The organism is Nocardioides sp. NPDC051685, assembly GCF_044453405.1.
GTDB lineage: Bacteria > Actinomycetota > Actinomycetes > Propionibacteriales > Nocardioidaceae > Nocardioides.
Genome location: NZ_JBITCR010000018.1, coordinates 31,523 through 43,372, shown reverse-complemented (window position 1 = coordinate 43,372; position 11,850 = coordinate 31,523). Strand labels below are relative to the sequence as shown.

The 11,850-nt window shown below is 70.8% G+C and carries 12 protein-coding genes; 8 read left to right on the top strand and 4 right to left on the bottom strand.

The genetic code is table 11. From position 1 onward, the window contains the following. Positions 1-12 precede the first annotated feature (12 nt). Positions 13-1,215: an MFS transporter gene (locus ACIA03_RS28875; protein ID WP_396988951.1), complete on the bottom strand. Its 1,203-nt coding sequence runs from the start codon at positions 1,213-1,215 to the stop codon at positions 13-15. Positions 1,216-1,338: 123 nt separating this feature from the next. Continuing rightward, positions 1,339-2,265, bottom strand: coding sequence for a LysR family transcriptional regulator (locus ACIA03_RS28870; protein ID WP_396988950.1), 927 nt, complete (start codon positions 2,263-2,265; stop codon positions 1,339-1,341). A 115-nt stretch (positions 2,266-2,380) separates the two neighbouring features. Between ACIA03_RS28870 and ACIA03_RS28865 the strand changes: the two genes are divergently transcribed. Genes ACIA03_RS28865 through ACIA03_RS28840 form a run of 6 tightly spaced genes read left to right on the top strand, consistent with a single transcriptional unit; the run spans position 2,381 to position 8,410 of the window. Then, positions 2,381-3,508 carry an FAD-dependent monooxygenase gene (locus ACIA03_RS28865; protein ID WP_396988949.1) on the top strand — a complete coding sequence of 376 codons (1,128 nt, stop codon included), beginning with the start codon at positions 2,381-2,383 and terminating at the stop codon, positions 3,506-3,508. Positions 3,509-3,536: 28 nt separating this feature from the next. Continuing rightward, the gene (locus ACIA03_RS28860; RefSeq protein ID WP_396988948.1) at positions 3,537-4,502 is read left to right on the top strand and encodes a VOC family protein; all 966 of its coding nucleotides are present in this window, start codon (positions 3,537-3,539) and stop codon (positions 4,500-4,502) included. A 10-nt stretch (positions 4,503-4,512) separates the two neighbouring features. Further along, positions 4,513-5,514, top strand: coding sequence for a fumarylacetoacetate hydrolase family protein (locus tag ACIA03_RS28855; RefSeq protein WP_396988947.1), 1,002 nt, complete (start codon positions 4,513-4,515; stop codon positions 5,512-5,514). Then, complete coding sequence (locus ACIA03_RS28850; RefSeq protein ID WP_396988946.1) at positions 5,511-6,227, top strand: SDR family NAD(P)-dependent oxidoreductase; 717 nt, start codon at positions 5,511-5,513, stop codon at positions 6,225-6,227. The genes ACIA03_RS28855 and ACIA03_RS28850 overlap by 4 nt, the downstream gene beginning before the upstream one ends. Before the next feature lie 27 nt (positions 6,228-6,254). Beyond that, the gene (locus ACIA03_RS28845; protein WP_396988945.1) at positions 6,255-7,427 is read left to right on the top strand and encodes an alpha/beta hydrolase family protein; all 1,173 of its coding nucleotides are present in this window, start codon (positions 6,255-6,257) and stop codon (positions 7,425-7,427) included. After that, entirely contained in the window at positions 7,424-8,410 is a 987-nt protein-coding gene (locus tag ACIA03_RS28840; protein WP_396988944.1) for a cyclase family protein, read from the top strand. The genes ACIA03_RS28845 and ACIA03_RS28840 overlap by 4 nt, the downstream gene beginning before the upstream one ends. Positions 8,411-8,541: 131 nt before the next feature. Here ACIA03_RS28840 and ACIA03_RS28835 read toward each other — a convergent pair whose 3' ends face one another. Both ACIA03_RS28835 and ACIA03_RS28830 read right to left on the bottom strand, forming a co-directional pair. Next, a complete protein-coding gene (locus ACIA03_RS28835; protein ID WP_396988943.1) occupies positions 8,542-11,004 on the bottom strand; it encodes a DNA topoisomerase (ATP-hydrolyzing) subunit A in 2,463 nt (820 codons plus the stop codon). A gap of 60 nt (positions 11,005-11,064) precedes the next feature. Then, complete coding sequence (locus ACIA03_RS28830) at positions 11,065-11,253, bottom strand: winged helix-turn-helix transcriptional regulator (protein ID WP_396988942.1); 189 nt, start codon at positions 11,251-11,253, stop codon at positions 11,065-11,067. Between the two features lie 83 nt (positions 11,254-11,336). On the opposite strand from ACIA03_RS28830, the gene ACIA03_RS28825 reads away from it, so the two are divergent. Together ACIA03_RS28825 and ACIA03_RS28820 are read left to right on the top strand one after the other, a co-directional pair. Continuing rightward, entirely contained in the window at positions 11,337-11,522 is a 186-nt protein-coding gene (locus tag ACIA03_RS28825) for a hypothetical protein (protein ID WP_396988941.1), read from the top strand. 84 nt (positions 11,523-11,606) lie between these two features. Next, complete coding sequence (locus ACIA03_RS28820; protein WP_350827662.1) at positions 11,607-11,834, top strand: type II toxin-antitoxin system VapB family antitoxin; 228 nt, start codon at positions 11,607-11,609, stop codon at positions 11,832-11,834. Positions 11,835-11,850: the final 16 nt, after the last annotated feature.

Below are 11,850 nucleotides of genomic sequence, written 5' to 3'. Positions count from 1 at the left end.
CTCTCCAGGTGCTCAGGTCGCCTCGACCGTGTCGCGTCCCAGGTCACGAGTGAGGACGCGGCGGGTGAAGAGGGCGAGGACGACGGCGACGGCACCGACCAGGACGACGGCGGCACCGAGGCTGCCGAGGGCGCCGGTGAAGGCGACGATGATGAGCGGGCAGACGAACTCGCCGAGGAACAGGGCAGCGGTCCACAGGCCGGTGCCACGGCCACGCTGCTCGAAGGTGAGCCCGGACTGCGCCCAGACGAGCAGGGTGGGCAGCATCAGGCCGGTGCCGGCCGAGGCGATGACCGCGCCGAGCACGATGACCGGCACCACCGAGGTGGTGCCGAGCACGACCAGGCCGGTCCCGGCCAGCCCGAAGGCGATGGGCAGCAGCGTCGCGGTGCCGCGGCGGGAGACCCGGCCGAAGGCGTACGCACCTCCGGCCGTCGCGAGCGAGGCCAGCGCGGTGAACGCGCCGATGACGGGGACGGCGGTGATCCCGGCCGCGTCGAGCACGTAGGGCAGCTCCACGATCGGGGTGTAGAAGACGATGCCGCCGACGACACTGACCGCGCACGGCAGCGCGAGGGCGCGGGTGGGCAGCGGCGGGAGGGGTGTGTGCTGACCGGGTCGAGCGGTCTCGCCGGCGGGCTGCCAGACGAGCGCTGCGGCGAGAACGAGGAAGAGCAGGCTGGAGGCGTAGAGCCAGAACGGGGTGCGCCAGTCCTGGGCGCCCAGGGCACCGCCGATGGCGAAGAACGCGGTGGCCGACAGCGCCGCGAACACCGTCTGCATGCCGAGCCAGCGGTCGCGCTCGGTGCCGGAGAAGTAGTCGGAGATCAGCGTCGTGCAGCAGGTCATGATCGCCGCCTCGGCGACGCCGACCCCGGCGCGGCTGAGCACGATGGCGGCGAGTCCGTCCAGCCACAGCGGAGCGGTGCCGAAGACGGCGTAGACCGCCAGGCCGGTCAGCAGCAGTCGCTTGCGACCGAACCGGTCCACGATGCTGCCCGCGAACGGCGCCAGCAGCGCGATCATCAGCGCCGGGACGGTGAGGGAGAGCGGCACCAGCGCGGTCGCGGCGCCGCTGTTGCCGAAGTGGTCCTGCATCCGCGGCAGGACGGGAGCGAGCAGCACGGCACCGAGGACCGGAAGGCAGCTCATGAACATCAGCAGGAAGCCCTGGGGGCGTCCGGCTCGCCGGACGGGCGTGATGGTGTCGGGCATGGGGTCTCCCATGGATCAGGCCGAGACGATGTGACAGCAGTCACAGAATCGTGAGAGACCCAGGAGGTATTGCGGAAGCCAAACCTGCTTCTGCTGGGTATCAGCCCCGTCGATAGCTGGAGATCAGTCCGGCTGATTCAGATCCGCCGCGGCGCGTGCCATCATCCGGCGCAGCCAGCCGTGTGCCGGGTCGGCACGGTGAGCGGGGTGCCACCAGAACGCCTCCTTGAGCGGAAGGACGTCCCAGGGGCAGTCGAGGGTGCGGACGGCGGCGGCCCCGGTCAGCCGGAGGGCGAGCTGGCGCTGCAGCAGGGCGATGCGCGGGGTCCCGGCGACCAGGAACGGGACCGGGAGGAAGCTCTCGGTCACCACGTGGACGTCGGGCTCGACCCCGATCATGCTGAGCTGGCGTACGGCCGGGGTGAAGGCGGTCGGGGCGTGGTGGGTGACGACCCACGGCATCTCGGCGAGCTGCTCCATGGTGATCTCGTCGCCGACCGCGTCGTTGTCGGCGGAGACGACCAGCACCCAGCTGTCGGTGTGGAGCTCGACCGCGGGCATTTCGTGGACGAAGCCGTGGGGGAGGACCATCCCGTCCACGTGCCGCAGTGACTCCGGTGCCTGGTCGACGTCGGCGTGGGTCTGCAGCTGGAACCGCAGGCGTACGCCGGGGGCCTCCCGGGCCACCTCGGTGGCGAGATGATCGCCGAGGACGGTCGTGGAGTAGTCCGAGGCGACCACGGTGAACTCGCGCGTCGAGGTCTCCGGGTCGAAGCCGGGCTCGGCCTCGAAGACCCGGCGTACGCCGGCCAGCGCGGTGGTGGTGGTCGCGCGGAGCTGGGCGGCGAGCGGGGTGAGGTCGTAGCGGTTGCCGGTGCGGGCGAGGAGGTCGTCGCCGAAGTGACGGCGCAGGCGCCGCAACGCCGCCGAGACCGCCGGCTGGCTCAGGCCGAGCCGCTCCGCCGCGCGGGTCACGTTGCGTTCCTCGAGCAGCGCGTCCAGGGAGAGCAGCAGGTTGAGATCGAGGTTGCGGAGCGGATCGGTGGCCATGCTCTGACTATAAACACCGTGTATAGACGGGATAGGAGATCTGCTCTTCCTGAATAGTTCCGCGGCGGCGAGAGTGGTGTACGTCACTCCACCCCCGCACATCCAGGGAGATCTCATGCCCGCCATCAGCTCGGTTCTCGTCATCGGTGCCGGAACCGCCGGGACGGCGACCGCGATCCTGCTCGCCGAGCGCGGCGTCTCGGTCGATCTCGTCGAGGCCAAGCCGGACATCTCCGCGCTCGGCTCAGGGATCACGCTTCAGGGCAACGCGCTTCGGGTGCTGCGCGACCTCGGTGTGTGGGAGCAGGTGAGTGCGGAGGGCTACGGGTACGACACCCTCGGGCTGCGCGCGCCCGACCCGGCGGGCAGCCTGCTGGTCGAGCTCGAGGACCACCGCACCGGCGGGCAGGACCTGCCGGCGACGATGGGGATGTACCGCCCGGCGCTGGCCCGGATCCTGACCGACCGGGCCGTCGCGGCCGGCGCCAAGGTGCGTTTCGGGGTGGTCCCGGCCGGCATCGAGCAGGACGAGACCGGCGTCGACGTCGCCTTCGCCGACGGGTCGCACGGCCGCTACGACCTCGTCGTCGGCGCCGACGGGGTGCGGTCCTGGACCCGCCGGGCGATCGGCATCGACGTCGAGCCCGAGCCGGTCGGGATGGGCATCTGGCGCGCCTTCACCCGGCGACCGGCCGAGGTCACCCGCACCGACCTCTTCTACGGCGGACCGTCCTACATCGCCGGCTACTGCCCGACCTCGGAGGAGAGCCTCTACGCCTACGTCGTCGAGCCGGCCCAGGACCGGAGCGGTCTGTCGGCCGAGGAGGGACTGGCGGTGATGTGCGAGCTCGCCGAGGCGTACCACGGGCCGTGGGACGCGATCCGGGCGTCCCTGACCGACGCCGAGCGGGTGAACCACACCCACTTCGAGAGCCACGTCGTCGACGGCCCGTGGAACCGCGGCCGGGTCGTGATCGTCGGCGACGCCGCCCACAGCTGCCCACCGACCCTCGCCCAGGGCGCCGCCCAGGCGCTCGAGGACGCCGCCGTGCTCGCCGAGCTGCTCCTCGCTGCCGACGACCTGGACGCGGTCTGGCCCGCGTTCACCGAGCGCCGGCTGCCCCGCGCGAAGGCCGTCGTCGAGGCCTCGCTCCAGCTCTGCACCTGGCTGAAGACGCACGAGCGCGGTGACGTACCAGGCCTGATGGCCCGCGTCGCCACCCTCGTCAGCGACCCGGCCTGACGTCATCTACCTCACCAAGGAGAATCCCGTGACCGACCCTGTTATCGAGACCCCGCCCGCCGAGCGGCTGATCACCCACCTGCGCCACGTCGACCTGGCCGTGCCCGACTACGAGCGGCAGCTGGAGTTCTACACGAACACCTGGAAGCTCAAGGCCGAGACGACCGACGGCGGCCTGGCTTTCCTGGCCGCGGAGGGGTCGCCGGAGCACTACGCCGTCCGCCTGCGCCGCGCCGACGACAAGCGCCTCGATCTGATCGCCTTCGGTGCGGCGAGCCCGGCCGACGTGGACGCGATGGCCGAGCGGCTCGGTCGCGCGGGGGTGCAGCTCGTCAGCGAGCCCGGCCCGGTGCTGACCCCGGGTGGCGGCTACGGCCTCCGCTTCTTCGACAACGACGGACGTACGGTCGAGGTCTCCTGCGATGTTGCCGTGCGTCAACATCGGAAGATCGAGGAGGGGGAGTCGGTCCCGGTCAAGCTCTCCCACGTCGTCATCAACTCGCCCAACCCCGAGCAGACCGTGGCGTTCTACCAGCGCCACCTCGGCTTCGCGCTCTCCGACACCCTGATGCACCCGCGGATGGGCTCGATGATGTGGTTCCTGCGTACGAACACGTTCCACCACAGTCTCGCGATCGCCCGGGGGCCGCACGTCGCGCTGCACCACGCCTCCTTCGAGATGCGCGGGCTGGACGAGTACATGCGTGGCACCGGGCGGCTGCTGCGCGCCGGCGTGGAGAAGATCTGGGGGCCGGGGCGGCACCTGGCCGGCAACAACACCTTCAGCTACTTCCTCGACCCGCACGGCAACACCATCGAGTACACCACCGAGCTCGAGGAGCTCGTCGAGGACACCTGGCACCCGCACCTCTACGACTTCAGCGACCCTGAGGTCACCGACCAGTGGGGCACCGCCAACCCGATGAACGAGCTGGTCGCGGGCAGGTCCTTCAACGACCCGGACAAGGGCGTCTTCGTCGCCCCGCCGGTCTGAGGAGGACTCGATGAAGCTCGCCACCTATCTGGACCGCGGCCTGCGGGTGCCGCGCGTCGGGCTGGTCACCGACGACGGTCTGTACCCGTTCGCCGTCCGGCACTCCATGCGTACGCTGATCGCCGCCGGTCGCGACGTGCTCGACCGTGCCGCCGAGCATGCCCGGGCGGCGGATCCTCTCGACCTCGCCGAGGTCGAGCTGTTGGCGCCGCTCGAGCCCGCCTCGGTGCGCGACTTCGTCGCCTTCGAGGAGCACGTCGAGGGCGTACGCCGCTCGGTCGACGGCGCGGTCGGCGTCCCCGAGGCGTGGTACGACGCGCCGGCCTTCTACTTCACCAACCCGCACGCGATCCTGGGTCCGGATGCGGAGGTCCCGTTCCCCGCGGTTTGCGAGTCCCGGGACTTCGAGCTGGAGGTCGCGGTGGTCATCGGCGCCGAGGGCAGGTCGGTCCCGCCCGAGGCGGCCGGGGCGTACGTCTTCGGCTACACGATCCTCAACGACTGGTCGGCCCGCGACCTGCAGGGCCGTGAGATGCAGGTCGGTCTCGGGCCGGCCAAGGGCAAGGACTTCGCGACCACGCTCGGGCCATGGATCGTGACCGCCGACGAGCTCGAACCACACAAGGACGAGGACGGCTTCCTCGACCTGCTCTGCACCGTGTCGGTCAATGGCACCGAGGTCGGCCGCGACCGCCTCTCGAACGTCGGCTGGACCTTCGAGACGATGATCGCGTACGCCTCCCGCGACTCCCGCGTGGTCGCCGGTGACGTCCTCGGCTCGGGCACGGTCGGCAACGGCGGGTGCCTGGCCGAGCTGTGGGGCCGTCATGGCTCGCAGGAGCCGAAGCCGCTGCAGCCCGGTGACGAGGTCACCCTCGAGGTCGAGGGCATCGGCACCCTCACCAACACCGTCGCGGTCGCGCCGCCCGCGCCCCAGCTGCCGCCGGTCCGCCGCCGCGACGGTGCGTCTCGGACGGCCGCACGGACGGCTGCCCGGGAAGTGCCGCGATGACCTCGCTGGACGGACGTACGGTCGTGGTCACCGGTGCCGCCTCGGGGATCGGGGCGGCGGTCGCCGCCGCGGTGGCCGAGGCGGGCGGGACGGTGGTGGGCGTCGACCGCGAGACCGCGCCCGGCGTACGGCCCCTCGACGTCCGCGACGAGGACGGCTGGGCCGACCTGGTGGGTGAGCTCGCCGGACCGGTCCACGGGCTGGTGAGCTGTGCCGGTGTGACCCGCCGCGCCCGGGTCGGCGCCGCGAGCGTTGCCGACATGCGGGACGCCCACGACGTCAACGTGCTCGGGCCGCTGCTCGGGATCCAGGCGCTGGCGCCGCTGATGCCGCCCGGCGGGTCGATCGTCACCATCGGGTCGCTCGCCGCGCTGCAGGGGCACTACCCGGTGGCCTACACCACCAGCAAGTGGGCCGTTCGCGGGCTGACGCACACTGCGGCGCTCGAGCTGGGGGAGCGGGGGATCCGCGTCAACGCCGTGCATCCCGGGTTCATCGAGACCGCCATGACCGCCTCCGCCCCTGCTGCGTTCCGGGCGGCTTCGGTCGCGGCTACTCCGCTCGCCCGCGTCGGCACCCCTGAGGAGGTGGCGTCGGTCGTGGTCTTCCTGCTCGGCGACGGGGCGGCGTACGTCACCGGTGCCGAGATCCCCGTCGACGGCGGGGTCGCCTCGCACGCGGGCGCCAAGGCCGTCTCCGACGCCCTGCGCTGAGAATCATCCATCAGAAGAGGACAAGAGATGTTCGAGTACTTTCCCGGCAACTACGTCTGGAACCTGGGCGTGGTCGCCACGCTCAACTCCGGCGGGCTGATCGACGAGGTCGACCGGGCCTGCCGGCCGCTGCGAGAGCTGGCGGCGCAGGGATCCGACGTGGGCACCGCCGAGTTCATGGCCGCCTGGCGGCGGGTCGCCGACCAGCTCGAGGAGCAGGCCGGCGAGGCCGAGAAGGCCGGCCATCGGCGTACGGCGGGGCAGAAGCTCTTCCGCGCCTCGGTCTACGTCTCCCAGGCCGAGCGGATGCAGAGCGCGAAGGACCCGGGCCGCAACGCCGAGTACCAGCGCAGCGTCGACCTGCTCGTCCGCTCCTTCGAGCTGCTCGACCAGCCGACGGTGAAGGTCGCCGTGCCGTACGTCGAGAACGGCCGTGAGACCAGCCTGCCCGCCTACTTCCACCCGGCTCCCGGAGACGGGACGCCGGCCCCGGCCATGATCGTGTGGAACGGGCTCGACTCGACCAAGGAGATGATGGTCGGCGCCGGCGTCCACACCGAGCTGGCCGCTCGCGGCATCTCGACGCTGATGGTCGACTGCGGTGGCGCCGGGGAGGCGCTGCGTCTCGACGGGCTCACCGCGCGCGTCGACACCGAGGCCTGGGCCGCGGCCTGCGTCGACTGGCTCGAGTCGCGCTCGGACGTCCGCGCCGACCGGATCGGGCTCGTGGGCTGGTCGCTGGGCGGCTACTACGCGCCTCGGGCGGCTGCCTATGAGAAGCGGCTGGCCCTGTGCGTCGCCTGGGGCGCCAACCACGACTGGGGCGCGGTGCAGAAGCGTCGCCTCGACCGCGAGGGCGAGAACCCGGTGCCGCACTACTGGGACCACGTGCTGTGGGTGTGGGGCCAGCCCGACATCGACACGTTCATCGACTTCGCCGAGTCGATCACGCTCGATGGCGTGGTCGAGCAGATCACGGTGCCGTTCCTCATCGCCCACGGTGAGAACGATCGCCAGATCCCGCTCTCCTACGCGCATCGCTCCTACGACCTGGCGGTCAACAGCCCCAGGCGTGAGCTGCGGATCTTCACGCCCGAGGAGGGCTCGTGCGAGCACATCGGGCTGGACCACCTCCCGCATGTCATGGGCTTCATCGCCGACTGGGTCGCCGACACCTTCGCCGAGCTGGACGCGTCGTGACGACCCTGGACCGAGCCGATCCCGAGGGCGAGATCGCGAAGACGGTCGCCCGGGTCTCCAACTGGGGACGCTGGGGCGAGGACGACGTCCGCGGGACGATGAACTTCCTCACCGACGCCAAGCGGCTCTCGGCCGCGGGGCTGGTGAGGACCGGCCGGTCCTACTCGCTCTCGCTGCCCTTCGACATGGACGGGCCGCAGAACGGCTGGCGGCGGCGTACGAACCCGGTGCACACCATGCTCGACACCGGCACCGACGCGGTCGCCGGCGTCCAGGGCTTCCCGCACGGGATCGGCGGCGCCGACGACGTGATCGCTATGCCGCTGCAGTGCTCGACCCAGTGGGACGGGCTCGGCCACATCTTCGACCACGGGCGCGCCTGGAACGGCCGTCCGGCCGAGTCTGTGGTCACCTCGCTGGGCGACGGTGTCACCGGGATCGAGACGGTCGCCGACGTGATCTGCGGCCGTGGCGTGCTGCTCGACGTCGGCCGCGCGGTCGGGACCGACGGCGAGCTCCCCGACGGGTTCGCCATCACCGAGGAGCACCTGGAGCGCACGATCGATGCGCAGGGAGCCAGCGCGGCCGTGGCCCGCGGCGACATCGTCGTCGTACGCACCGGGCAGCTCACCCGGGCCCGCCGGGGCCTCGCTGCCGGCGAGGGCTGGGGCGGCTACGCCGGGGGACCGGCGCCCGGCCTGTCGTTCACCACCGCCGACTGGCTGCACCGCACCGAGATCGCGGCCATCGCCACCGACACCTGGGGCTTCGAGGTGCGTCCCAACGAGTTCGACGACGCCTTCCAGCCGCTCCACCAGGTCGCGATCCCGCACCTCGGCCTCTTCCTGGGCGAGATGTGGGACCTCGACGGCCTCGCCTCCGCCTGCGCGGAGGACGGCCGCTACGACTTCCTGCTGACAGCTGCCCCACTCCGCGTCACCGGAGCCGTCGGTGCCCCGGTGAACCCCATCGCCCTACGCTGACGCCGAAGGGTCGATTCCTGACGTCGAGGGGTCGATTCTTGGTGTCGAGGGGTCGATTCTTGGTGTCGGAGAACTGACTCCTCACGGTCAGAAACTGACTCCTCGCGGTCAGAAATCGACCTCTCGGCGGGTTATCTGTGGGCGAGAGGGCCAGCCACGGCGTCGATGGGTTGTTCCAGGGGGATCCCGGAGCCGTCGCGGCGGGGGTCGATCTCGGGCAGGTCGATGGGGGCCCCGGAAGCCGCGGCCGCCATCGCCGGAGCGGCGCCGACCCAGGCGAAGACGAGGGTGTCCTCGCCCTTGAGATACCGGTGGGCACGTACGCCGCCGGTGGCCCGGCCCTTGGCCGGGAACTCGCTGAACGGCGTGGTCTTCACGCTGCCGGTCTCGGTGCCGGGCAGCGCGGAGGAGGAACCCGCCACGGTGACGACCGCGGCACCCTCGGGAGCGTCGGGGGAGACGACGCCGAAGAAGACGACCTTGGAGCCGTGGGCCATCCGGACGCCGGCCATGCCGCCGGCGCTGCGGCCCTGTGGGCGCACCGTGTCGGCGGGGAAGTGGAGGAGCTGGGCGTCGGAGGTGACGAAGACCAGCGACTCGGTGCCGGTGCGCAGCTGGGCGGCGCCGACCACCTCGTCGCCGTCGGCCAGCTTGATGACCTCCCACTCGTCCTTGTTGAGCAGCACCTCGGGATTGACCCGCTTCACGACACCGAGCCTGGTGCCGAGCGCGATGCCGGGCCCGTCGGTGGCCAGCGTGGTGAGCGCCAGGGCGCGCTCGTCGGACTCCAGCGAGAGCAGTGCGGACAGCGGCAGACCGCCGGACAGGTTCGGGTCACCGTGTGTCGGTGGCATCGCAGGCAGGTCGAGCACCCCGAGGCGTACGAGACGGCCGCGGGAGGTGAGCACGCCGATCTGGCCGCGGGCGGTCGCCGGGACCACCGAGACGATCACATCGTGGTTGGCGCGCGCGGACCCCGTGGAGAACGGTTCCGCGTCCGAGGAGCGGGCCAGCAGCCCGGTCGAGGAGAGCAGCGCGAAGCACGGGTCGTCGGCGACCTCGAGGCTCATCGCCTCCAGCGCCGGGGTCCCGGCCGAGGCCAAGAGCACAGTGCGGCGTGGCGTACCGAACGTCTTGGCGACCTCGCCCAGCTCGTCGGAGACGACCTTGCGGAGCATCTCGTCGTCGCCGAGGATCGAGTCGAGGTACTCGATGGTGGCCTGCAGCTCGTCGCGCTCCTTCTCGAGCTCGATCTTGGAGAACTTCGTCAGCCGGCGCAGCGCCATGTCGAGGATGTACTCGGCCTGCGGCTGGCTCAGGTCGAAGACCGACATCAGCCGCTCGCGAGCCTCGCCGGCGTTGTCGGAGGAGCGGATCAGCTGGATGACCTCGTCGATGTCGAGGATCGCGATCAGCAGGCCCTCGACCAGGTGCAGCCGGTCGGCGGCCTTGTCACGCCGGAACTGCGAACGGCGGCGGACGACGTCGTAGCGGTGGCCCAGGAAGACCTCGAGCAGTTCCTTGAGGCCGAGGGTGCGCGGCTGGCCGTCGACGAGCGCGACGTTGTTGATGCCGAAGGAGTCCTCCAGCGGCGTCATCTTGTAGAGCTGCTCGAGCACGGCCTCGGGCACGAACCCGTTCTTGACCTCGATGACGAGGCGGGTGCCGTGCTGACGGTCGGTGAGGTCCTTGAGGTCGGCGATGCCCTGGATCTTCTTGGACTGCACCAGCGTCTTGACCCGCTCGATGATCTTCTCGGTGCCGATGTTGAACGGCAGCTCGGTGATCACGATGCCCTTGCGGCGCCCGAACGTCTCGATCCGGGTGGTGGCGCGGATCTTGAAAGAGCCGCGGCCGGTCTCGTACGCATCCCGGATCCCGTCCAGGCCGACGATGGTGCCGCCGGTGGGGAGGTCGGGGCCGGGGATGAACTTCATCAGCGTGTCGAGCTCCGCGCCGGGATGCTTGATCAGGTGGCGTGCGGCGGCGATGACCTCGATCAGGTTGTGCGGGGCCATGTTGGTGGCCATCCCGACCGCGATGCCCGTGGCGCCGTTGACCAGCAGGTTGGGGATCGCCGCGGGGAGCACGCTCGGCTCCATCTCCCGCGAGTCGTAGTTGGGCCGGAAGTCGACCGTGTCTTCCTTGATGTCATCGGTCATCGCCAGCGCGGCCGGGCCCATCCGGGCCTCGGTGTAACGCATCGCCGCGGCCGGGTCGTCGCCGCCGGGGGAGCCGAAGTTGCCGTGACCGTCGATCATCGGCAGCCGCATGGCCCACGGCTGCGCCATCCGGACGAGGGCGTCGTAGATCGCGCCGTCACCGTGCGGGTGCAGCTTGCCCATCACCTCACCGACGATGCGGGCACACTTCACGTGGCCGCGGTCGGGACGTACGCCCATGTCGTTCATCGTGAACAGGATCCGGCGCTGCACGGGCTTGAGCCCGTCGCGGGCGTCGGGCAGTGCCCGGGAGTAGATGACGGAGTAGGAGTACTCCAGGAATGAGGACCGCATCTCGTCCCCGATGTCGGTGTCGAGGATGTGCTCCTCGAAGTCGTCGGGTACGTCCTGTGTGGTCTTGCCGCGTGCCATAAGGGGCATTGTCTCGAATCCCTGTGCGAGTGCGCCAATGGGCTCGCCGTAAGGGCGCGGTCAGTGGGTTGTGGACCACTCCTTCGCCCAGGCGTCGAGCGGCGCCATCAGGTCGAGCAGACTGCTGCCGTGGTCGGTCAGGTCGTAGCCGCCGTCGTGGGTGACCAGACCGGCCTCGCCCAGTTCCTTGAGCCGAGCGGTCAGCGCGCTGGAGGAGATGTCGCCAGCTTCGCCGAGAAGGCCGGGCACGCGATCTCGTTCGCCGTACGCGCCCTCCGGCTGCCGCTCGAGCCCGGCACGGAGCCGCTGGACGCCATCGCAGGGGGTCGCCGGTGAGCATCGCGCAGACACCCGAGCCGCCGTACACGGCCGTCATCTTCACCTCGCTGCGTACGCCGACCGGCGAGGGGTACGCCGAGCACCGTCGCGCCCAGCAGACGGGCCGCAGCCTCTGGTACGAGGACTATCAGGTCCGCGTCGCCACCGTGACCCGCGCCCATGGCATGCGCCGCGGCTAGATCGGAGAGCTCTTCGCCGCCCATGGTGCGCGTACGCTGGATGGATCAGGACATCAACCGCTGATGCACATGGAGGTGCTGACGATGGCTGTCACCCAGATCGAGCTCGACACCGAGCTGCTCGCCGAGATCCAGCGGATCTCCGGCGCGACCACGCCCCAGGAGGCGGTGGAGTTCGCGCTCCGCGAACTCGTCATCCGCAACCACGAGGGCGACGCTCCCAAGCACGCCCAGAAGCTGGCGCGGAACTGGGACTATGACGGCTGGCGGGTGCTCAACGAGCGTGACCGCGCCAACGTCGTACGTCACTGACGGCGGCTGCTGCGCG